Origin of the sequence: Streptomyces sp. NPDC053431 (assembly GCF_044544925.1) — a bacterium.
Classification (GTDB): domain Bacteria; phylum Actinomycetota; class Actinomycetes; order Streptomycetales; family Streptomycetaceae; genus Streptomyces.
On the sequence record NZ_JBITXX010000012.1, the window covers coordinates 133,659 to 153,758 of the forward strand.

The window sequence follows — 20,100 nt, forward strand, 5'->3', positions numbered from 1 at the left end:
GCGCCCCAGCCGCCCCACGGGCCTCCTGCGCCACCGCGTGACCCGGCGCCCCCGCCGTTCCCCCACCTAGACTCACAAGCGTGCATTCCCTCGCTCCTCTGGCCCGCTTCGGCGGCCTCCTCGCCACCGACCTCCGGGACGTCACCCACGATCCCGAGGCACTGGACTCCTCCGGCTTCTGGGCCGTCTGCGCGGACTTCGAGGGCCGACTCACCTGCGCCCGCTTCGGCGACGTACGGCCCGACCCGGTCCCCGCGCCCGTGCCGGGCGCCTGGCTCGGCCCCGCCGCCGGCGACTGGACGTCCTCGCTCGACCGCGCCGCGTACACCGCGGGCGTGCGCCGGGTGCGCGAGCACATCGCGCGCGGCGAGGTCTACCAGGCGAACCTCTGCCGGGTGATGTCCGCGCCGCTGCCCGATCCGGCCCGGGCCGATGTCGACGCGCTCACCGCTCTCCTCGCCGAGGGCAATCCCGCCCCCTACGCGGGCACGATCAGGCTGCCCGCGCACGGCGTGGAGATCGCCACCGCCTCACCCGAGCTCTATCTGCGCCGCACGGGCGGCACCGTGGAGTCCGGCCCCATCAAGGGCACCGGCCGAACGGCCGAGGACCTCCTGGAGAAGGACCACGCCGAGAACGTGATGATCGTGGACCTCGTACGGAACGACCTGGGCCGCGTCTGCGCCACCGGGTCGGTCACCGTGCCCGAGCTCTGCGCCGTCGAACCCCACCCCGGCCTCGTCCACCTGGTCTCCACCGTCCGCGGCGAGCTCCGTGAGGAGGCCGGCTGGCGCGAGCTGCTCGCCGCGACCTTCCCGCCCGGCTCCGTGACGGGCGCCCCCAAGTCGAGCGCCCTGCGGATCATCGAGGCCCTGGAGAACGGCCCGCGCGGCCCCTACTGCGGCGGCATCGGCTGGGTCGACGCCGACCGGCGCACCGCCGAGCTCGCCGTCGGCATACGCACCTTCTGGATCGACCGTCCGGAGGGCGTGCTGCGCTTCGGTACGGGTGCCGGCATCACCTGGGGCTCCGACCCCGAGCGCGAATGGGCCGAGACCGAGCTCAAGGCGGCCCGGCTGGTCGCGATAGCGTCTGGCGCGTACGAGGCGAGCGGAAAGGCCATATCTCGATGAAACTCTGGGTCAACGGCGGACTGCACGACGCCGAGACCGCGCAGGTGTCCGTCCTGGACCACGGTCTGACCGTCGGCGACGGCATCTTCGAGACGGTCAAGGCCGAGCGCGGAGAAACGTTTGCGCTCACCCTCCACCTGGAGCGCCTCACCCGCTCCGCCCGCGGCCTCGGGCTGCCCGACCCGGACCTCGACGAGGTCCGCCGGGCCTGCGCCGCCGTGCTCGCGGCCAACCCGATGGAGCTCGGCCGGCTGCGCATCACGTACACCGGCGGGCTCTCGCCGCTCGGCTCCGAGCGCGGCGACGCGGGCACCAGCCTCGTCGTGGCCCTCGGCGAGACGAGCCGGCGCCCGGACTCCACCGCGGTGATCACGGTCCCCTGGACCCGCAACGAGCGCGGCGCGCTCACGGGCCTCAAGACCACCTCGTACGCCGAGAACGTGGTCGCCCTCGCGCGGGCGCGCGAGCGTGGCGCGTCCGAGGCGCTGTTCGGCAACACCGTCGGGCAGCTCTGCGAGGGCACCGGCTCCAACGTCTTCGTGGTGCTCGACGGGCGCGTCCACACCCCGCCCGTCGCCTCCGGCTGCCTCGCGGGCATCACCCGCGCCCTCGCCGTGGAGTGGACCGGCGCCGAGGAGACCGACCTCCCGCTGGAGGTGCTGGCGAGCGCCGACGAGATCTTCCTGACCTCGACCCTGCGGGACGTCCAGGCGGTGCACCGGGTCGACGACCGGGAGCTCGCCGGGGCGCCGGGTCCCGTCACGGCCAAGGCCATGCGGATCTTCGACGAGCGGGCCGCCCGGGACCGGGATCCCCGGCTGCCCTGAATTCGGATGCGGGACGGGCGCGGGGTGGGTAGAACACCGGTGATGACCACCACCCTGCGGCCGTCCGAGCCGCTCCAGCAGACCGCCGACGGCGGCCGTTCCCGCACGTACGACATCTGCGTGAACAGCCGCCGGGTCGGCTCCGTGCGCGTCGCCACCGACCCGGCCTTCGGCCCCGCGGCCGGCCTGATCGAAGGGCTCCGGGTCGACGAACCGGACCGCGGGCGGGGCCGGGGCACGGTCGCGGCGCTGGCCTCGGAGGAGGTGCTGCGCGGCTGGGGCTGCGGCGAGGTGGCGGTCTCGGTGCCCGCGGACGCGGAGCCGGCGCTGCGCATGGTCCGCTCGCTGGGCTACACGGAGCGCAGCCGGAACATGCTCAAGGAGCTGCCGGCCGAGCCGCCGGAGCTGCCGGAGGGCTTCGCGTACCGGCCCGCCACGGAGGAGGAGTTCGCGCAGTGGTCGGCGCGCTCCATGGCCGCCTTCGCGCAGAGCTGGATCGAGCGGGGTGTCCCGGAGGACCGGGCGCTCGCGAAGGCCGAGGACAGCCGCCGCCGGTTCCTGCCGCAGGGCCTCGCGACCCCGGGGGTCTCCGTGGTCGTGGCCGTACGGGACACGGAGGTGGTCGGCTATCTGTGGACCGGCGCCCTGGACCTGGAGCCGGGGGTGCGGTCGGGCTTCGTGTTCGAGGTCGAGGTCCACGAGGACCAGCGCGGCAGGGGGTACGGCCGCGGGCTGATGCTGGTCGCCGAGCGCGTGGCGCTGGCGGCCGGGGAGCGCCGGCTCGGACTGCACGTCTTCGCGGGCAACACCCCGGCGATCCGGCTCTACGAGTCGCTGGGCTACCGCACGACGTTCCTGAACAGCTCCAAGCGGCTGTAGGGCCGGTGCGGCGGGGCGGGTGCCCCCCGACCTGTCCGGCGGACGGCGGACGGACGGCGGACGCGTACGGCGGACGCGGACAGGGGCCCGGTCGGCCCCTAGCCCTGGAGGATGCGGTCGGCGATCTCCTCGATGCGGGCGCGCAGACCGTCCTGGCTCTGGCCGCCGTCGAGCCGCTCGCCGCCGATGACGTACGTCGGGGTGCCGGTGACCTTGATCGCCTTGCCCTCGGCCTCGTCGGCGTCGACCGTCAGCAGGTGCCGGCCGTCGATCAGGGCGGTGTCGAACTCCTCGCTGTCCAGGCCCAGTTCACCCGCGACCTCGAGCAGCACCGGCTCGCCGCGTCCACCCAGCTCCTCGGTCCTGGCGAGCAGCGCCTCGGCGTACGGCCAGCCCTTGCCCTGGGCGAAGGCCTCCTCGGCGGCCTGGGCGGCCGCGTAGGCGTGCTTGTGCTTGGCGAGCGGGAAGTGGCGCAGCTGGACGTCGAGGCGCTCGCCGTACTTCTCGCGCAGGGCGCGCACGTCGTCGAGGGCCTTGAAGCAGTCGGGGCACTGCAGGTCGAACCAGGCCTCCAGGACGGCGGGGGAGGCGGGGGTGGTGGACTCACTCATGGGAAGAGTCTCCCACCGCGTCCGCGGTCAGCGGGCGCGTGCCCTCAGGGTCCTTCTCGGGCCCCTGGGGGGACGACCCGGAGATCTCCCTGATCCGGGGGGCGGGGCATGGCCGTGGCGGGCCGGGGCGGTGCAGGATGGAAGGGACGTATCACCCGGGACCAGGAGGATCGCATGCTCGCCGAGACCATTTGCTCCGCGGTGTCCGCGGCCGGCCTGGGCATCGCCGCGATCACGGCTTACCGCAAGCGGTATCTGGCCGCGACGCGGATCGCGGCCTACGCGCTGGTGCCGCTCGGCCTGGTGATGACGGGCGCGATCGACTGGCTGGCGAGCTCGGCCTTCAGCCTGACGGCCTGGATCGGCTTCGGTGTGCTCGGCGTGGCCTGGCTGCTGTTCTCGTCCACGCGGACGATAGAGCGGCGCAGGGCGGGCAAGCGGGAGACCACCGGGGGAGAGGGGCGGGCGGCCGTGGCGCCCGCCGCTGCGGCGCCGCCGCTCGGCGCCGGCCGGCGCGGCGCGTCCGCGCAGGCGCAGCAGCAGGCCAAGGCCGGCAAGCCGGCCGAGGACGACTTCAGCGACATCGAGGCGATTCTGAAGAAGCACGGAATATGACCGGGATCGGACCGCGGTCCGACCGGTTCTGACGCCTCTCGCTCCCGGCGTCCACGGGATGGGGTGAACAGGGCGCGTCATGGGGTGTGTTGCGGGATCTTCGGGGAGGGCTGTGCCCCATCATCCCCCGAGATGCTGGATACCTCACGGGACCCGGTCCCCACCCCCACCGCCGCTCCTCCCGAGGAGCCGCGCGGCTGTCTGTTCGCGCTCTCCCAGCCGCCGCTGATGATCTTCCTGGCGGTGATCGGCGGACTGCTGCTGATGGCCGCCCTCCACGATCTGTTCCTGCTGTGAGGCGGGCGACGGGCGGACTCAGCCCGCGGCTTCCTTGCGGCGGGCCCGGTAGGCGGCGACGTGCAGCCGGTTTCCGCAGGTGCGGCTGTCGCAGTAGCGGCGCGAGCGGTTGCGGGAGAGGTCGACGAAGGCCCGGCCGCAGTCCGGGGCCTCGCAGCGGCGCAGACGCTCCTGCTCGCCGGCGACGACGATGAAGGCGAGCGCCATCCCGCAGTCGGCGGCGAGGTGGTCGGCGACGGAGGCGCCCGGCGCGAAGTAGTGCACGTGCCAGGGGTAGCCGTCGTGGTCGGTGAGCTGCGGCGTGGTGCCCGCGGCGGTGACCAGCTGGTTGATCAGTGCGGCGGCGATGCGCGGGTCGGGGGCGGAGAAGACGGCCGTGAAGCGCTCCCGTACGTCCCGGACGGCCCGCAGGTCCTCGGCGCCCAGCTCACCCACGTCGCTGATCTTGTGGTCGCGCACGAAGGACCGCAGCGCGTGGACGTCCCCGAGCTCGTCGTCGCGGTCGCCCTGCGAGGCGGTGTTCACCAGATCGACGACGGTGTCGAGGGCGATCCGGGTGTCGTGGGGGATCAGCACGATTCGCTCCCTGGCCGGCTGCGGGCGGGCGCCCGCGGAATTGCGCTGACTTTAGCGCGACCCGGAAACGGGCATCGGCGCCCCGCACCGCGCCGGCTGCGCGGTGGGGGGCGCCGAGGGAAGACGTGTGCGGCTCTCCGCGCGGCGCCGTCTCCCCGAGTCGGACGGCGCCGTGCGGCTCTTGGCCTGGCTCAGCTGTCGGCCAGGATGTGGGAGAGCTCCGTATCGAGGTCGAAGTGGCGGTGCTCGGTGCCGGGCGGCACAGCGGCGTCGGTCCTCTTCAGGAACGACTCCAGGGCCCTCGCGGGGGCCTCGAGCAGCGCTTCGCCCTCGGGGGAGCTCAGCGCGATGCAGACGACTCCCTGGCCGTGGCTGCGGGACGGCCAGACTCGGACGTCGCCCGTGCCGGTGGGCCGGTGCAGCCCCTCGGCGAGAAGGTCGCGGGCGAAGACCCACTCGACCGTCTCCTCGGCTCCGGTGTGGAAGGTGGCGTGCACGGCATACGGATCGGCCGTGTCATACCGCAGGCCCGCGGGTACAGGCAGTGATGACTCGCTCGACACAACGAGGCGCAGGTGCAGCTCGCAGCTGACCGTGGTGTTCATAAGCGCCAGGGCCTTTCGCTCAGTGTGCGCTCGGGGATTCGCACGTCGGCGAAATCGACATGCCACCTACGGTGCCGTTGTAAACCCCTCTGTCTGTTTTGTGATCGTTCAGGTAGCTCGTTTGGGTGTGTGTAACTTTGGGTAATACCGCCATTCCGGCAAGACGGGCCCGTCCGGTAAGTTGGGGCCATGAATGCGGAGAGTGACGAGCGCACCGGGGAGTCCGCGGCGAGCGGGGGGAACGGCCACGAGAAGGCCGAGGAGGCGCCGCTGGGCTCGCGGGCGCCCGAGTTCATCAAGGCCAGCCGTGGCCTGCACCTGAGCTGGCAGGTCGGCGTCTTCGTCGTCGGACTCGCCGTGGTCGGCGCGGGCGTCGTGATGCTGCCCCTGCCGGGCCCGGGCTGGCTGGTGATCTTCGCCGGCATGGCGATCTGGGCGACCGAGTTCGTCTGGGCCCAACTGGTGCTCCGCTGGACCAAGCGAAAGGTCACCGAGGCCGCCCAGCGCGCCCTCGATCCCAAGGTCCGGCGCCGCAACATCATCCTCACGTCGATCGGCCTGGTGATCATCGCCGTGCTGCTCGGCGTCTACCTGTGGAAGTTCGGCCTCGTGATGCCGTGGAAGATCGACCAGTGACCCGCGAGTGGTGCGGGAGCCCCGCTGACATGGGGTAATGTTTGCGATGCGCCCGGGCGATTAGCTCAGTGGGAGAGCGCTTCGTTCACACCGAAGAGGTCACTGGTTCGAACCCAGTATCGCCCACCACCCGGACCGAAGGCCCGGAGACGGATTCCGTCTCCGGGCCTTCGGCGTCTCACCGCATCCGGCCGAGCCGCTCCCGCAGCCGGCGGGCGTCGCGCAGCCGCTGCTCGTACGTCGCGCCCACCGCGAGCAGCAGCAGACCGGCGAGCGCCGGCGGCAGCCAGCGCGGCAGCGCGCCCACCACCTGCACCACGTACGGCGCCAGCTCGTGCAGCCCGTCCAGGGCGAGCACCGCACCGCCGAGCAGCAGCAGGGCCTGCAACCGGAACCGGGCGCCGAGCAGCGTCACCACGAGCGCAGCGAGCCCCAGGAGCAGCGGCCGCGCCCAGTGCGGGTCGGTCCAGGCCGCGAAGAGGCTCGGCACCAGCGTCGCCGCCAGACCCGGCCCGTACGCCGTCCAGGAGGAGGCCTCCGGGTCGCGGCGCCGCCGCAGCACGCCCACCGCGAGGGCCGGGAGGGTCACCGGGAGCGTGTACGCCTCCGGCGTCGTCACCTCCCACACCGCCAGCCGCACCCACGTGGCGAGCAGGAACAGCCCCGCCGCGGCCCACGAGGCGACCGCGCGCCGCTCCGGCCGCAGCGCCGTCGCCGCCGCGACCACCCCGCCGAGGGCCAGTCCGAGCGCGAGCAGCGCGGGCCGCTCCACGGTGAGCCCCAGGGCGCACAGCCCCACGACGGCGCCCGTGCCCTCCACGGCCGGCGCCACCGGGTGCCGCCGCAGCCGCGCCCCGACCCCGGCGGCCCCGGCCGGCACGGCCAGCAGGACGAGCCCGGTCACCGCGGGCCCCGCGTGCGCGGCGCCCGCGCCGGACGCGACCAGACCGCCCACCGCGAGCACGGCGCCACAGGCCCCGACCAGCCGCCGGGCCCCCTCCCCGGCCACCGCGACCCCGCCGAACAGGACCGCGAGCACCCCCAGCACCCCGAACGTCGCCCCCCGCGAGTCGAGTGCCAGGCCCACGGCCCCGATCGCGGACCCGAGGCCGCAGGCGAACGCCGTCCACCCGACGACGGCGGCGGGCTCCACGGCCCGTACGCCCGCGCCCGCGGTACGCGGTGCCCAGCCGGGCCGCCCGGCCGGCGGCTCCACGACGGGCGCAGGGCGGGGGACAGGGGCCGGGAGCCCGCGCAGCAGCGCCCCGGGGCGCACCGCGATCGCGAGCGTCGCCGCCGTGGCCGTCAGCTGCAGCACCTGCGTCACCGCGTACGACAGCTCCAGGGACACCGGCAGCGCCGTGAGCAGCGCCCAGGCCAGTCCGAGCGCGCCGCAGCGGGCCCAAAGGCGCGGCACCACCGCGAGGGCCACGGCCGCGAGCAGCAGCACCAGCGGGGCGGTAGCCGGGTACCCGGTCAGGACGCGGGCGGAGTGCTCGCCCGACCACACCGCGGTGCTCCGCGCCACCGGCCCCAGCAGCCCGGCCGCCACCGGCGGCACCGCCCAGGCCACCGCGAGGCCGAGGACTCCGGCGCCCGCGACGGCGAGACCGTCCCGCACCGCGCGGCCCGGGGCCGCGCCCGGCGCCGGCGCGGAGGGCTCCGGGGCACGACGGCCCCGCGCCCCGTGGACCCACCAGGCCGCGGCCGCCAGGACCACGCCGCAGAGCGCGTACCCGGGCACCGCCCAGACGGAGGGAACCGCCGCCCGCAGCAGCCCGCCCGCCGCGGCGACGATCGCCAGCCCCGCCACCGTGGCGGCGGCGAGGGCGGTCGGCGTGTGGCGGACGGCGAGGTACAGCAGGACCGCGGCGCAGCCCAGGAGCAGCGGGGCCGCCCGGCCCGGGGTGGGGAGGGACAGGGTCAGGCCGGACATGAGGGCCCAGCCGCCCAGCGCGGCCGCACCGACGCCCGCCGTCACCCGCACCGGGGGCACCGTCAGACGGGCCGGGAGCGGCTTCGCGCGCAGCACGAGGGCGAGGTCCGCGATCACCGTGGCGAGGGCCGCCCACGCGAAGGGCAGCAGGCCACCGTCGGCGGCGACGACCCCGAGCGGCAGCGGAAGTTGGGCCGCGACCACGGCCGCCGGCCGCGGGATCCGCAGTCGGCTCAGGGCGGAGCCGTACCCCGCCCAGGCCGCCGCCAGCACCCCCGAGGCCGCCGCCGCGTACGCCGCGCCGTCCGTGGCCGGCAGCGCCACCCGGTGCAGGGCGTAGGCGTCGAGCAGGGTCAGGACCAGCCCCAGCGCGGCCACCGCCTCCGCCGTGGAACCCAGACCGCGGCGCAGCAGCGCCACCGGGGCGAGAAGCGCCGCCGAGGTCACGACCGCCAGGACGCACGCCCGGCCGCCGATGCCCATGGAGCCCCAGCTCACCAGGGTGAAGACGAGCGCGGCCACGGTGAGCAGCACACCGCCCAGGGTGAGCAGGACGTTCTGCGTGCTGCGCGGGGTCGCCTCGGGCCGCGCAAGCCCCTGCGCCCTCGGCGGCCCGGGCACGGGCGGCGCCGTCGGGGCCGGCACCGCCGGGTACAGCACCCGCAGCAGCCAGTCCCGGCGGGCCAGCAACTGGGCCCGGTGGGCGTCGAGTCGGGCCAGTTCGCGGTCGACGAGCACCAGCTCTTCCGCGGGAGGCAGGGAGGAGTCCATACGCGGAGTGTGGCGCCGGACACAGGGAAAGGGGATGCGCGCGCGTACTCAGATCCGCGACTGAGTAGCCCACACTGGGGCCATGGACTGGTGTCGCTACCGCTTCCGCAGCGTCTGGCGCCTCGCCGCCCCGCCCGGCGCCGTCTACGCCGTGCTGGAACGCGCCGAGGAGTACCCCCGCTGGTGGCCGCAGGTCCGGGAGGTCGTCCCCCGCGACGAGCGCACCGGCACCGCCCGCTTCCGCTCGCTCCTCCCGTACGAGCTCGTCGTCACCGCCGAGGTCCGGCGCGAGGACCCCGCCGCGGGCGTCCTCGAGGTCGTGATGAGCGGCGACCTCGACGGCTGGGCCCGGTGGACCCTGACCGCGCTGCCCGGCGGCGGCGGCACGCGCGCCGTCCACGAGCAGGAGGTCGAGGTCCGCAGCCCGCTGATGCGCGCGCTCGCCGTCCCCGGACGGCCGCTGTTCCGCGCCAACCACGCCCTGATGATGCGCGGCGGACGCCGCGGTCTCGCCGCCCACCTGCGCGCCTCGCCGCCGCCGGTTTGAACGAAGCCCCGTCGGGCCTGTATGGTTCAACGCGTTGCCCGGGCGATTAGCTCAGCGGGAGAGCACTTCGTTCACACCGAAGGGGTCACTGGTTCGATCCCAGTATCGCCCACCGGGAAGAGGCCGGTTCGTCGAAAGACGGACCGGCCTCCGCCGTTCCCGGCGGGGGATCACGCCGCCGTCCGCAGCTCCGGCCGCAGCGGCCACGCCGGATCCACCGCCTCCGGGGTGCCCTGCCGCGCGAACCAGGCCTGCAGGCCCCGCGCCTGCGCCGCGTGCCACACCGCCTGCAGTGTGTGCAGTTCGGCCGGGGTCAGCCGCTCCAGCCGGGACGCGAACCGCCGCCCCACCGCCCGTACGACCTCCATCGCCGCCTGCGCGTCCGCCACCGCGTCGTGGGCGCCCTCGAGGTCCACCCCGTACTGCCCGCACAGGTCCGTGAGGGTCCGCCGGCCCTTGCGGTAGCGGTCCAGGTGCTTGTCCAGGACCCGCGGATCGAGCACGCACAGCGGCACGTGCTCCAGGTAGCGGCCCAGCGAGGAGGCGCGATGGCGGCGCAGCTCGCGGTCGAGGATCGTGAGGTCGAAGGGGGCGTTCATCACCACCAACGGGCGCCCCATCGCGCTCTGTTCGGCTATCGCCCGGGCCAGCTCCTCCACCACCGGCGACGGCCACCGTCCGTTGCGCTGGAGGTGATCGTCCGTCAGGCCGTGTACGGCGGTGGCCTCGGCGGGCACCGGGACGCCCGGGTTCACCAGCCAGCGGGTCACCCGTGGCCGCATGCCCGCCGCGTCCTGGACGACGAGGGCGGCGGACACGATCCGGTCCTCCTCGACGTCGACTCCTGTGGTCTCCGTGTCGAAAGCGGCCAGGGGCCCCTCGTACCAGTGCGTCGTCATCCCCGAACTCCTCGCACGTGCGCGGCAGATGGCCATCCCCCTGCCCGAATCGTTGATACCCGGGCTGTTTGCGCCGTACGCAAACCGGTCACAACACAGGTGACGGGGAAGGGAATTGACATGGCGCTCGCCCAGCCGGAATCGGGAGGGCTGCCGCCCCAGCGGGCAGCCCCGACGCGCGGCTCACTCGCCACCACCGCCTGCATGGAGACCCTCCAGGTCGGGTATCTCCACGCGGTCGCGGCGGCGGCGGGCTGTTCGCTGTCGCAGCCGTTCCCGGACAACGGCATCGACTGGCACGTGAGCCACAGCGCTCCCGGCCACACCGTCGACGACGAGGTGACCATCAAGGTGCAGCTCAAGTGCACCTACCAGCTACCGCCGCGGCAGCCAGGGGCCGGCTCCGACACGTTCTCGTTCACTCTCGACAACGAGCACCTGGTCAAGCTGGCCCGGACGCCCGTGGCGGTCCACAAGATCCTGGTCGTGATGCTCGTGCCGCGGGACCGGGAGGACTGGCTGAGGGCCGGGCACGACCGGCTCGACCTGCGGCACTGCTGCTACTGGATCAACCTGGCCGGCCATCCGGTCACGGGACGCCGCAGGACCACCGTGCGCATTCCCACGGCACGGATCTTCGACGACCGGGCGCTCTGCGAGATCATGGCGCGGGTCGGCGTGGGAGGGAGACCTTGATGCACCGGCCGAACGACGAACCCGAGAACGGGGCCGGACACGGCCGCGACCGGACGCCTCCCCCCACCCCGCCGTATCCGCCGGCGCCCCCGCCGGCTCCTTCCGGCCCGTCGTCTCCCTCCGCCCACCCGCCGTCTCCCCCCGCCCACCCGGCCTTCCCGGGCCAGGACCACCCGTCGGCCTCGTCCCCGCCGCCCGGACCCCAGCCCTTCCGCCCCAGGAGCCACCCGGCGCCCGGCGAGCTCCCCGGCCACTGGACGGGGATCCCCGCAGCGCCCCTCGGCCCCTGGGCGGACGCGGGGGAGATCCCCGACCCCGGCCGGGTCGACCCGCGGGTCCTCGGCGCGCTGCTCGCCCGGCACGGCTGGCGGCGGCGCGGCGGCGCCGCGGGCCGCTACAGCCGCTGGACCCCGCCGGGTCCCGAGGCGCTCGGCCGCGGCACCAGCCTGCTCGTGCCGGAGAGCAGCGCCTTCCCCGACTGCGAGGAGCTGCTCGGTGAGGCGCTCGTCGCCCTCGCCCGCAGCGCCGCGCCCTCGGCGCGCGAGGTCCTCACCGGGCTCACGGTCCCCAGCGACGAGATCCGCTGGTGGCGCGACGTGCCCCCCGGGCCGGCCGGCACCGTGCCCTGGCCCGTGCAGGAACAGCTGAGGTCCGCCGCCCGCGGCATGCTGCTCGCCGGCGCGCTCGCCGTCCGGGGCCGCAACGGCTACCACGGGGCCCGGCACCGGCGGCAGGCCCGGACCGCGCTGGACAGCGTGGTCGTCGGCGCCGCGCCGGGCGGGCGCGCCCTGACCGCCTTCCTGCCCGTCGACCCCGGCCGGACCGTCTCCGTACGGCTGTACCACGCGCTGTACGCCGCCCGGGAGGCCGTCGACTACCAGCGGGCGACCGGCGGCACGGAGGCCTTCGACACCGCCGTCCAGGCCGGGGTGAGCCGCGAGCTCACCGAGGCCCTCGTCGCGCTCGTCCGCGGCACCGAGGGCGCGAGCGTCGCCCTGGAGTGGTCCCCGGCCGCCGGCACCCCCGAGGGCTGCGCCGCCCGCCCCGAGCCCGTCGAGTTCTCGCCCGGCGACCTGCCCGCCCTGCGCGAGGCCGGGGCCCGCTATCTGACCGTCGAGCCCTCCGTGCCGGTGCGGATCACCGGCGCCGTCGTCCGCATGCGCCGCCCGGGACCGCGCGGCGAGGGCACCGTACGCCTGCGCGTCCTCTCCGGCGCGGAGGTCGGGCACGTCCGCCTCACCCTCGACGAGGAGGACTACCGCACCGCGGGCCACGCCCACCTCGCCGGCCTGCCGATCCGCGTCGTCGGGCGCCTGGAGAGCCGCGGCGGCTTCCGGCGCCTCACCGACGCCACCGGTGTCGTCCCCGTGCGGGTGGACGAGGCGGAGCGGGACCGGCTGATGAAGTCGTCGGAGGGGACCGCCGAGGACACCGCCTTCCTCGACGAGGCGTGCGGGCCGGACGAGGACTGAGGAAGCGGGCGGGGGTGCCCCGGTAGGATCAAGCCTGCGCGGCACCTCGTCTCTGCCGTGCGTCGCCGGCGCCGGCACCTCGTGTCTGCCTGCGCCCCTATGTATGGAGCACTCGTGTCTGAAGTCCGTGTGACCGTCCAGTCCCCCTCGGGAGCAGAGGAGAGGGCGGTGAGCGCGGGCACCACGGCCGGCGCCCTGTTCGCCGACGACCGCACCGTCATCGCCGCCCGCGTCGGCGGTGAGCTCAAGGACCTGGCGTACGAGCTCGCCGAGGGCGATGTCGTCGAGGGGGTGGAGATCTCCTCCGAGGACGGTCTGAACATCCTGCGCCACTCCACCGCGCACGTCATGGCCCAGGCCGTGCAGGAGCTCTTCCCCGAGGCCAAGCTGGGCATCGGCCCCCCGGTCCGGGACGGCTTCTACTACGACTTCGACGTCGAGAAGCCGTTCACGCCCGAGGATCTCAAGGCCATCGAGAAGAAGATGCAGGAGATCCAGAAGCGCGGCCAGCGCTTCGCCCGCCGTGTCGTCACGGACGAGGAGGCCCGCGAGGAGCTCGCGGCCGAGCCGTACAAGCTGGAGCTCATCGGCATCAAGGGCGCCGCGTCGACCGACGACGGCGCGAACGTCGAGGTGGGCGGCGGCGAGCTGACCATCTACGACAACCTCGACGCGAAGACCGGCGACCTGTGCTGGAAGGACCTCTGCCGCGGTCCCCACCTGCCCACCACCCGGAACATCCCGGCCTTCAAGCTCATGCGGAACGCCGCCGCCTACTGGCGCGGCAGCGAGAAGAACCCGATGCTCCAGCGCATCTACGGCACCGCGTGGCCGTCGAAGGAGGAGCTGAAGGCCCACCTCGACTTCCTCGCCGAGGCCGAGAAGCGCGACCACCGCAAGCTCGGCAACGAGCTCGACCTGTTCTCCATCCCCGACGAGATCGGCTCCGGTCTCGCCGTCTTCCACCCCAAGGGCGGCATCATCCGCCGGGTCATGGAGGACTACTCGCGCCGCCGGCACGAGGAGGAGGGCTACGAATTCGTCTACTCGCCGCACGCCACCAAGGGCAAGCTCTTCGAGAAGTCCGGTCACCTCGACTGGTACGCCGAGGGCATGTACCCGCCCATGCAGCTCGACGAGGGCGTGGACTACTACCTCAAGCCCATGAACTGCCCGATGCACAACCTGATCTTCGACGCGCGCGGGCGCTCCTACCGTGAGCTGCCGCTGCGCCTGTTCGAGTTCGGCACCGTGTACCGGTACGAGAAGTCGGGCGTCGTGCACGGCCTCACCCGGGCCCGCGGCTTCACCCAGGACGACGCGCACATCTACTGCACCCGCGAGCAGATGGCGGACGAGCTCGACAAGACGCTCACCTTCGTCCTGAACCTGCTGCGCGACTACGGTCTGACCGACTTCTACCTGGAGCTGTCCACCAAGGACCCGGAGAAGTACGTCGGCTCCGACGAGGTCTGGGAGGAGGCCACCGCGGTCCTCCAGCAGGTCGCCGAGAAGCAGGGCCTCCCGCTCACCCCCGACCCCGGCGGCGCCGCGTTCTACGGCCCGAAGATCTCCGTGCAGGCGCGCGACGCCATCGGCCGTACCTGGCAGATGTCGACCGTGCAGCTGGACTTCAACCTGCCGGAGCGCTTCGACCTGGAGTACACCGCCCCGGACGGCACCAAGCAGCGCCCGGTCATGATCCACCGCGCGCTCTTCGGCTCGATCGAGCGCTTCTTCGCGGTGCTCCTGGAGCACTACGCGGGTGCGTTCCCGGCCTGGCTGGCCCCGGTGCAGGCGACCGGCATCCCGATCGGCGACGCGCACGTCGACTACCTGCAGGAGTTCGCCGCCAAGGCGAAGAAGCAGGGCCTGCGGGTGGAGGTCGACGCCTCCTCGGACCGGATGCAGAAGAAGATCCGGAACGCGCAGAAGCAGAAGGTCCCGTTCATGATCATCGCTGGTGACGAGGACATGGCCAACGGCGCCGTCTCCTTCCGCTACCGCGACGGCTCGCAGGAGAACGGCGTCCCGGTCGACGAGGCCATCGCCAAGATCGCCAAGATCGTCGAGGACCGCGTCCAGGTCTGAGCGGCCTGAGCAGTGGTCAAGGGGCCCCCGGGGTGTCGTTCCCCGGGGGCCCCTTCTCGTCCTCCCGGGTGAACGCCTTGATCAGCCAGGACGAGAAGGAACCCGTCACCGCGCCCAGCAGGGCCACGCCACAGCCCATCATGCCCACCGCCGTGAGACGGCCCACCGGCGTCACCGGGGTCACGTCGCCGTACCCCACCGTCGTCAGGGTGGCGCACGCCCACCAGACCGCGTCCCCGAAGGTGCGGATCGAAGCCCCCGGCGCCTGGTACTCGACGTGGTAGACGGTCAGGGCCCCCGCGAAGCCGAGCAGGCACGCGGTCATGCCCGCGTACGCCATGACCCGCGCGTAGAGCGTGAGCCGGGGCGCGTCGTGCCGGCGCTGCACCCGGTCGTAGACGCTCACGATCCGCAGCGGGCGCAGCAGCGGCAGGACCAGCACCGCCGTGTCCAGGAAGTGGTGCCGGACGAAGCGGAGCACCCCGAGGCCGCTCAGCCTGACGCGCACCACGTAGTCCACGAGGAAGACCGCCCAGGAGGCGAAGGTCAGCGCGAGGCACAGATCGCGCACGGCCGGCGGCAGGCCGTGGCCCAGGATCCGCACCGCGTAGCCGGCGAGATAGATCAGGGACGTCACCGTCAGCGGGGTCTCCATCCGGCGGTCCCATCGCTCCTGCGCGGGGCTCACCGGCGGCCTGTCTCTCATCGGATCAGCATGGCCCCTGCACGGATCTTCCGCCCCGGCGACACGATCCGAACGGGCGAAGCCATATGCTGCACAGCATGACGACTGAGCCGGAGCAGCAGATCGGAGTGGGGACGCAGGACGCGTTCCAGCGCCTGTGGACGCCTCACCGGATGGCCTACATCCAGGGCGAGAACAAGCCCACCGGGCCGGGCGCCGAGGACGGCTGTCCCTTCTGCACCATCCCGTCGAAGTCGGACGAGGACGGACTGGTGATCGCGCGGGGCACCAGCGTGTACGCGGTGCTCAACCTCTACCCGTACAACGGCGGCCACCTGATGGTGGTCCCCTACCGGCACGTCGCCGACTACACCGACCTCGACGAGCCCGAGACGGCCGAGCTCGCCGACTTCACCAAGCGGGCGATGGTCGCGCTGCGCGCGGCCTCGGGGGCGCACGGCTTCAACATCGGCATGAACCAGGGCACCGTCGCGGGCGCCGGCATCGCCGCGCACCTGCACCAGCACATCGTGCCCCGCTGGGGCGGCGACACCAACTTCATGCCGGTGGTCGGCCACACCAAGGTGCTGCCGCAGCTGCTCGCCGACACCCGGAAGATGCTGGCCGACGCGTGGCCGGCCGGCCTCTGATCCGTCCGGACCTCCCGGTCACGCGTCGTAGATGTCGGCCTTCTTCGGGCCGGGGTCCTGGATCCCGCCGCTGAGGACCAGCGAGCGGGCCGTGAAGCGTTCGGTGTCCACGCCGTGATCGTCGAGCACCTTGATGGTCGCGGCGTGCACCGCCCGCAGCACCGGCGTCGCGGCGCGGATGGCGTCGTCGGCCATGAAGCGGTGCCGCCAGGGCTGGCCGGCCCAGGCGTGACGCAGGCCGAAGGGCTCGGGCAGGACCAGCTTGCCGCCGAGGAAGTCCAGGAGCGGCGGGAACCAGGTCAGCGGGGCGCGCACCGCCTGGCGCACCACGTCGTCCGTGTCGGTCAGCGGCAGCTTGATCTCACGTGTCTCCCAGAACCTGACGGTCTTGGAGACCTCCTTCGTCTTCGCCTTGGGCTTGGTGGTGAACAGGCCGTGCACCGGCCCGAGGGCGTGGCCGGTGACCTCGACGCGCAGGGTGTGGTGGAGCGAGGTGACCGTCACCATCATGGTGAGGACCAGCTGGCCGTCCCAGAGGGTGAACTGGACGCCCAGATAGTGCCGGTTCCCGCTGCCGAACTGCTGGTCGTTGCAGATGCGCTGTATCTCGTGCGGCTTCACCTGGAAGTGGACGACGTTCTCGCCCTCGGGGCGGGCGACCTCGTCGGCGCCCTCGCCGACCGGCGAGACGATCCAGTGCTTGACGGTCGGCTTGGGGAAGCCGGTCTTCAGGGAGCCGCGTTCGAGGAGCGTCAGCTCGGTGTGGATCTGGCGGACCACGTCCCAGGCGCGGAAGTCGTGGATCTCCTTGCCCTCCCGGGGGAACAGCTCCTCGGCGAGGGTCCAGCTGCCCCAGCGGGTGCCCATGCCCAGTATTCCCTTGGGTCCCGCGTAGAAGACGACGTTGGACTGCTGCTCGGCGGTCAGCTTCTCCAGGTTGAGACGGAGCTCCTCGGCGGTCTTCTCGGTGGGGTCCTTCGGTACGGCCTCGGGGACCGCCGCGCCGATGCCGCCGCCGCTGAGCAGCGCGGTCCAGCGCTCGCGCAGGTCGACCGCGGTCTTCTCGCAGATCCGGCGGGCCAGGAACCAGCCCACGACCGGAGCCACGAGCATGGCGCGCAGGTACAGGGGCAGGAGGCCGTCGAAGGGCAGCCGGAGCACCACGAGCAGGGCGAGCAGGCCGGCGGCGACCAGCACGGCCGTGCCGATGGCGCTGGTGCGCCTGTTCTCCGAGCCGGCCGCGATCCGGCGCAGCTGGATCACGCCGAGCCAGAGCAGGAGTCCGGGCAGGAACAGCACCCCGAAGACGAAGGTGACCAGGGTCAGCTTGACGTCCCGCTGCTTGCGGATGCCGGTGGCGGCCAGACAGTGCTCGACGACGGGCTGGGGGTCGGCACCGAAGGACTGGATGAGGGGCTTGCGGGCGCCGCCGAGCATCCGGACCTGGACGGCGCGGGAGAAGGCCTCACCGAGGTCCGGACGGAAGAGCTTCTTCCACTTCCCTTCCTTGACCGTCGACTTGTGCCACTCGTTGTTGGCCTCCAGGATCGCCTCGACCGGGCTGTCGCGGTACGCGGCGGAGGCGAGGGCATGGGTCGCCGCCGTCTGTGCGTCCGAGCCCTGGAGGGGAATCTGTGCCCCGGGTCCGAAACTGCCGATCGTCACTGCCGCCCCCATCGCCACGGTTCCCTGTGCGGGCTGTTCCCAACTGCCGCGCCCCGCACACCTTCTGAGCTGGGCACCACAGCGTAACCGGGTGGCGACCGGTGCGTCACCGGAGCGGGCGGAGGCGGCCGAATGCACGAGGGGGCGGCCGGAAGCCGCCCGCCGGAGGGGAGTTGGGCGGGCGGCATCCGGCGTCAAACGGTCGGCGGACCGTCAGGCGTCACCCTTTCTCGGCCCGTTCGCGGATCTTGTCCGCCAGATGCGGGGGCATCGCCTCGTGCCGGGCGTACGTACGGTCGAAGCTGCCCGTCCCGTGCGAGACCGAGCGCAGGTCCACCGCGTACCGCCCGATCTCGATCTCCGGCACCTCCGCGCGCACCACCGTGCGTCCCGGCCCCGCCTGCTCGGTGCCCACCACTCGGCCGCGCCGGCCCGACAGGTCGCTCATCACCGGGCCCACGTAGTCGTCCGGGACCATCACGGTCACCTCCGCGACCGGCTCGAGGAGATGGATCGGCACCTCGGCCGCCGCCTCCCGCAGGGCCAGCGCGCCCGCCGTCTGGAAGGCCGCGTCGGACGAGTCCACCGAGTGCGCCTTGCCGTCCCGCAGGGTCACCCGGATGTCGACCAGCGGATAGCCGGCCGCGACCCCGCGGGCCGCCTGCGCCCGGACGCCCTTCTCCACGGAGGGGATGAACTGACGCGGCACGGCGCCGCCGACCACCTTGTCGACGAACTCGATGCCGCTGCCCGCCGGCAGCGGCTCCACGTCGATCTCGCAGATCGCGTACTGGCCGTGCCCGCCCGACTGCTTCACGTGCCGGCCCCGGCCGGCCGAGGCCTGGCCGAAGGTCTCCCGCAGCGACACCTTGTGCGGCACGGTGTCGACCTGCACGCCGTACCGGCCGCGCAGCCGCTCCAGGGCCACGTCCGCGTGCGCCTCGCCCAGGCACCACAGGACGACCTGATGCGTGTCCTGGTTCTGCTCCAGGCGCATCGTCGGGTCCTCGGCGACCAGCCGGGCGAGCCCCTGCGACAGCCGGTCCTCGTCGGCCTTGCTGTGCGCCTCGATCGCCAGCGGCAGCAGCGGCTCCGGCATCGACCACGGCTCCATCAGCAGCGGGGCGTCCTTGGCGGAGAGCGTGTCGCCGGTCTCCGCCCGGGCCAGCTTCCCCACGCAGGCCAGGTCCCCCGCCACGCAGTGCGCGAGGGTGCGCTGGTGCTTGCCGAACGGCGAGGTCAGCGCGCCCACCCGCTCGTCGACGTCGTGGTCCTCGTGTCCGCGGTCGGCCAGGCCGTGCCCCGACACGTGCACCGTCTCGTCGGGCCGCAGGGTGCCGGAGAAGACCCGGACCAGCGAGATCCGGCCCACGTACGGGTCCGAGGAGGTCTTCACGACCTCGGCGACCAGCGGCCCGTCCGGATCGCACGCCAGCGCCGGACGCGGCTCGCCCGCCGGGGTCGTGACGGCCGGCGCCTCCCGCTCCAGCGGGGTCGGGAAGCCGCCCGTGATCAGCTCCAGGAGCTCCACCGTGCCGAGCCCCTGCTTCCCGCCGTCCGACGCCGGGGCCGCCGCGAGCACCGGATGGAAGGTGCCGCGCGCGACCGCCTTCTCCAGGTCGTCGACCAGGGTCTTCAGATCGATGACCTCACCGCCGAGATAGCGGTCCATGAGGGTCTCGTCCTCGCTCTCGGCGATGATCCCCTCGATCAGCCGGGCCCGGGCCTCCTCGATCAGCGGCCGCTGCGTCTCGTCCGGCGGGTCCTCCCGCCGCGTCCCCGTCGAGTAGTCGAAGATCCGCTCCGTGAGCAGGCCGACCAGCCCGGTGGCGGGCGCGTGCCCGTCGGCGGCCTCGGCGCCGCGCACGGGCAGGTACAGCGGGAGCACGGCATCGGGGTCGTCGCCGCCGAACAGCGACGCCAGGACCTCGGTGAGGCGGGTGTAGTCGGTGCGGGCCGTGTCCAGGTGGGTGACGACGATCGCCCGCGGCATGCCGACCGCGGCGCACTCCTCCCACACCGCGCGGGTCGAGCCGACCACCGCGTCGGCCTCCTGCGCCGCCGAGACGACGAAGAGGGCCGCGTCCGCCGCGCGCAGACCGGCCCTCAGCTCCCCGACGAAGTCGGCGTATCCGGGTGTGTCCAGGAGGTTGATCTTGTAGCCGTCCCATTCGACCGGGACGAGCGAGAGCTGTACGGAACGCTGCTGGCGGTGCTCGATCTCGTCGTAGTCGGAGACCGTCCCGCCGTCCTCGACGCGCCCGGCCCGGTTGACCGCCCCCGCGGTCTGAGCCAGCGCCTCCACCAGGGTCGTCTTGCCCGATCCGCTGTGGCCGACCAGCACCACGTTCCGCACGGCCGAGGGCCGGTCGGCCGTTGGAGCCCTGCCGGCGGCCCCGGAGGTGTTCGCCTTGTCGCCCATGATTTCTTCCTCCCGACTGCTCGTACGGTGAGGTGGGGGGCGCGGGCGCGGGGGAGTGGTGGCACCCGGCGGCATACGGCCGCCTGT

General features: G+C 73.5%; 19 protein-coding genes and 2 tRNA genes. 13 read left to right on the top strand and 8 right to left on the bottom strand.

Annotated elements, in window-relative coordinates; translation table 11 throughout:
- The first annotated feature begins 80 nt into the window (after positions 1-80).
- The 3 genes from ACIGXE_RS25850 to ACIGXE_RS25860 are packed head-to-tail and all read left to right on the top strand — an operon-like array spanning position 81 to position 2,839.
- On the top strand, positions 81-1,133 hold the full coding sequence (locus tag ACIGXE_RS25850) for a chorismate-binding protein (RefSeq protein WP_399751270.1): 1,053 nt from the start codon (positions 81-83) through the stop codon (positions 1,131-1,133).
- Positions 1,130-1,960 (top strand): aminotransferase class IV, encoded by an 831-nt coding sequence (locus ACIGXE_RS25855; RefSeq protein ID WP_399751271.1) that lies wholly within the window; start codon positions 1,130-1,132, stop codon positions 1,958-1,960. Before ACIGXE_RS25850 ends, ACIGXE_RS25855 begins: the two co-directional genes overlap by 4 nt.
- 42 nt (positions 1,961-2,002) lie before the next feature.
- Positions 2,003-2,839: a GNAT family N-acetyltransferase gene (locus ACIGXE_RS25860; RefSeq protein WP_399751272.1), complete on the top strand. Its 837-nt coding sequence runs from the start codon at positions 2,003-2,005 to the stop codon at positions 2,837-2,839.
- 98 nt (positions 2,840-2,937) lie between these two features.
- Here ACIGXE_RS25860 and ACIGXE_RS25865 read toward each other — a convergent pair whose 3' ends face one another.
- Positions 2,938-3,450, bottom strand: a complete 513-nt coding sequence (locus ACIGXE_RS25865; protein ID WP_399751273.1) for a DsbA family protein — start codon at positions 3,448-3,450, stop codon at positions 2,938-2,940.
- Between the two features lie 174 nt (positions 3,451-3,624).
- On the opposite strand from ACIGXE_RS25865, the gene ACIGXE_RS25870 reads away from it, so the two are divergent.
- A complete protein-coding gene (locus ACIGXE_RS25870; RefSeq protein ID WP_399751274.1) occupies positions 3,625-4,065 on the top strand; it encodes a hypothetical protein in 441 nt (146 codons plus the stop codon).
- 132 nt (positions 4,066-4,197) lie between these two features.
- Positions 4,198-4,362 (top strand): hypothetical protein, encoded by a 165-nt coding sequence (locus tag ACIGXE_RS25875; protein WP_399751275.1) that lies wholly within the window; start codon positions 4,198-4,200, stop codon positions 4,360-4,362.
- Between the two features lie 18 nt (positions 4,363-4,380).
- On the opposite strand, the gene ACIGXE_RS25880 is transcribed toward ACIGXE_RS25875, so the two are convergent.
- Together ACIGXE_RS25880 and ACIGXE_RS25885 are read right to left on the bottom strand one after the other, a co-directional pair.
- Positions 4,381-4,938: a CGNR zinc finger domain-containing protein gene (locus ACIGXE_RS25880; RefSeq protein ID WP_399751276.1), complete on the bottom strand. Its 558-nt coding sequence runs from the start codon at positions 4,936-4,938 to the stop codon at positions 4,381-4,383.
- 191 nt (positions 4,939-5,129) lie between these two features.
- On the bottom strand, positions 5,130-5,543 hold the full coding sequence (locus ACIGXE_RS25885) for an SsgA family sporulation/cell division regulator (RefSeq protein WP_015032345.1): 414 nt from the start codon (positions 5,541-5,543) through the stop codon (positions 5,130-5,132).
- Between the two features lie 189 nt (positions 5,544-5,732).
- Here ACIGXE_RS25885 and ACIGXE_RS25890 point away from each other — a divergent pair, with 189 nt between their 5' ends.
- A complete protein-coding gene (locus ACIGXE_RS25890) occupies positions 5,733-6,179 on the top strand; it encodes a TIGR02611 family protein (protein WP_399751277.1) in 447 nt (148 codons plus the stop codon).
- 54 nt (positions 6,180-6,233) lie between these two features.
- Positions 6,234-6,308 (top strand) — tRNA-Val (locus ACIGXE_RS25895).
- A gap of 49 nt (positions 6,309-6,357) precedes the next feature.
- Here the strand turns inward: ACIGXE_RS25895 and ACIGXE_RS25900 are convergent.
- Entirely contained in the window at positions 6,358-8,886 is a 2,529-nt protein-coding gene (locus ACIGXE_RS25900; protein WP_399751278.1) for an SCO7613 C-terminal domain-containing membrane protein, read from the bottom strand.
- An 82-nt stretch (positions 8,887-8,968) separates the two neighbouring features.
- Between ACIGXE_RS25900 and ACIGXE_RS25905 the strand changes: the two genes are divergently transcribed.
- Positions 8,969-9,433: an SRPBCC family protein gene (locus ACIGXE_RS25905; RefSeq protein ID WP_399751279.1), complete on the top strand. Its 465-nt coding sequence runs from the start codon at positions 8,969-8,971 to the stop codon at positions 9,431-9,433.
- Between the two features lie 40 nt (positions 9,434-9,473).
- A tRNA-Val gene (locus ACIGXE_RS25910) sits at positions 9,474-9,545 on the top strand.
- Positions 9,546-9,603: 58 nt separating this feature from the next.
- Here ACIGXE_RS25910 and ACIGXE_RS25915 read toward each other — a convergent pair.
- Complete coding sequence (locus ACIGXE_RS25915; protein ID WP_399751280.1) at positions 9,604-10,332, bottom strand: 3'-5' exonuclease; 729 nt, start codon at positions 10,330-10,332, stop codon at positions 9,604-9,606.
- Between the two features lie 120 nt (positions 10,333-10,452).
- On the opposite strand from ACIGXE_RS25915, the gene ACIGXE_RS25920 reads away from it, so the two are divergent.
- The 3 genes from ACIGXE_RS25920 to thrS all read left to right on the top strand — a co-directional run bounded on the left by ACIGXE_RS25920 (position 10,453) and on the right by thrS (position 14,591).
- Positions 10,453-11,028, top strand: coding sequence for a DUF4365 domain-containing protein (locus ACIGXE_RS25920; protein ID WP_399751281.1), 576 nt, complete (start codon positions 10,453-10,455; stop codon positions 11,026-11,028).
- Complete coding sequence (locus ACIGXE_RS25925; protein WP_399751282.1) at positions 11,028-12,500, top strand: hypothetical protein; 1,473 nt, start codon at positions 11,028-11,030, stop codon at positions 12,498-12,500. The genes ACIGXE_RS25920 and ACIGXE_RS25925 overlap by 1 nt, the downstream gene beginning before the upstream one ends.
- Positions 12,501-12,614: 114 nt before the next feature.
- Positions 12,615-14,591 carry a threonine--tRNA ligase gene (gene thrS, locus ACIGXE_RS25930; protein WP_399751283.1) on the top strand — a complete coding sequence of 659 codons (1,977 nt, stop codon included), beginning with the start codon at positions 12,615-12,617 and terminating at the stop codon, positions 14,589-14,591.
- Positions 14,592-14,607: 16 nt separating this feature from the next.
- Here thrS and ACIGXE_RS25935 read toward each other — a convergent pair whose 3' ends face one another.
- Positions 14,608-15,297 (bottom strand): potassium channel family protein, encoded by a 690-nt coding sequence (locus ACIGXE_RS25935; RefSeq protein WP_399751284.1) that lies wholly within the window; start codon positions 15,295-15,297, stop codon positions 14,608-14,610.
- Positions 15,298-15,362: 65 nt separating this feature from the next.
- On the opposite strand from ACIGXE_RS25935, the gene ACIGXE_RS25940 reads away from it, so the two are divergent.
- Positions 15,363-15,926: an HIT family protein gene (locus ACIGXE_RS25940; protein WP_399751285.1), complete on the top strand. Its 564-nt coding sequence runs from the start codon at positions 15,363-15,365 to the stop codon at positions 15,924-15,926.
- An 18-nt stretch (positions 15,927-15,944) separates the two neighbouring features.
- Here the strand turns inward: ACIGXE_RS25940 and ACIGXE_RS25945 are convergent, their stop codons facing one another.
- The gene (locus ACIGXE_RS25945; RefSeq protein WP_399751286.1) at positions 15,945-17,603 is read right to left on the bottom strand and encodes a hypothetical protein; all 1,659 of its coding nucleotides are present in this window, start codon (positions 17,601-17,603) and stop codon (positions 15,945-15,947) included.
- 208 nt (positions 17,604-17,811) lie between these two features.
- Entirely contained in the window at positions 17,812-20,013 is a 2,202-nt protein-coding gene (locus ACIGXE_RS25950; protein ID WP_399751287.1) for an elongation factor G-like protein EF-G2, read from the bottom strand.
- Positions 20,014-20,100: the final 87 nt, after the last annotated feature.

Bases quoted from the DNA above. Each gene is read 5' to 3' on its own strand.
- ACIGXE_RS25855 (WP_399751271.1), top strand. From the start codon at position 1,130: ATGAAACTCTGGGTCAACGGCGGACTGCACGACGCCGAGACCGCGCAG.
- ACIGXE_RS25860 (WP_399751272.1), top strand. From the start codon at position 2,003: ATGACCACCACCCTGCGGCCGTCCGAGCCGCTCCAGCAGACCGCCGAC.
- ACIGXE_RS25865 (WP_399751273.1), bottom strand. From the start codon at position 3,450: ATGAGTGAGTCCACCACCCCCGCCTCCCCCGCCGTCCTGGAGGCCTGG.
- ACIGXE_RS25870 (WP_399751274.1), top strand. From the start codon at position 3,625: ATGCTCGCCGAGACCATTTGCTCCGCGGTGTCCGCGGCCGGCCTGGGC.
- ACIGXE_RS25875 (WP_399751275.1), top strand. From the start codon at position 4,198: ATGCTGGATACCTCACGGGACCCGGTCCCCACCCCCACCGCCGCTCCT.
- ACIGXE_RS25885 (WP_015032345.1), bottom strand. From the start codon at position 5,543: ATGAACACCACGGTCAGCTGCGAGCTGCACCTGCGCCTCGTTGTGTCG.
- ACIGXE_RS25890 (WP_399751277.1), top strand. From the start codon at position 5,733: ATGAATGCGGAGAGTGACGAGCGCACCGGGGAGTCCGCGGCGAGCGGG.
- ACIGXE_RS25900 (WP_399751278.1), bottom strand. From the start codon at position 8,886: ATGGACTCCTCCCTGCCTCCCGCGGAAGAGCTGGTGCTCGTCGACCGC.
- ACIGXE_RS25905 (WP_399751279.1), top strand. From the start codon at position 8,969: ATGGACTGGTGTCGCTACCGCTTCCGCAGCGTCTGGCGCCTCGCCGCC.
- ACIGXE_RS25915 (WP_399751280.1), bottom strand. From the start codon at position 10,332: ATGACGACGCACTGGTACGAGGGGCCCCTGGCCGCTTTCGACACGGAG.
- ACIGXE_RS25920 (WP_399751281.1), top strand. From the start codon at position 10,453: ATGGCGCTCGCCCAGCCGGAATCGGGAGGGCTGCCGCCCCAGCGGGCA.
- ACIGXE_RS25925 (WP_399751282.1), top strand. From the start codon at position 11,028: ATGCACCGGCCGAACGACGAACCCGAGAACGGGGCCGGACACGGCCGC.
- ACIGXE_RS25935 (WP_399751284.1), bottom strand. From the start codon at position 15,297: ATGAGAGACAGGCCGCCGGTGAGCCCCGCGCAGGAGCGATGGGACCGC.
- ACIGXE_RS25940 (WP_399751285.1), top strand. From the start codon at position 15,363: ATGCTGCACAGCATGACGACTGAGCCGGAGCAGCAGATCGGAGTGGGG.
- ACIGXE_RS25945 (WP_399751286.1), bottom strand. From the start codon at position 17,603: ATGGGGGCGGCAGTGACGATCGGCAGTTTCGGACCCGGGGCACAGATT.
- ACIGXE_RS25950 (WP_399751287.1), bottom strand. From the start codon at position 20,013: ATGGGCGACAAGGCGAACACCTCCGGGGCCGCCGGCAGGGCTCCAACG.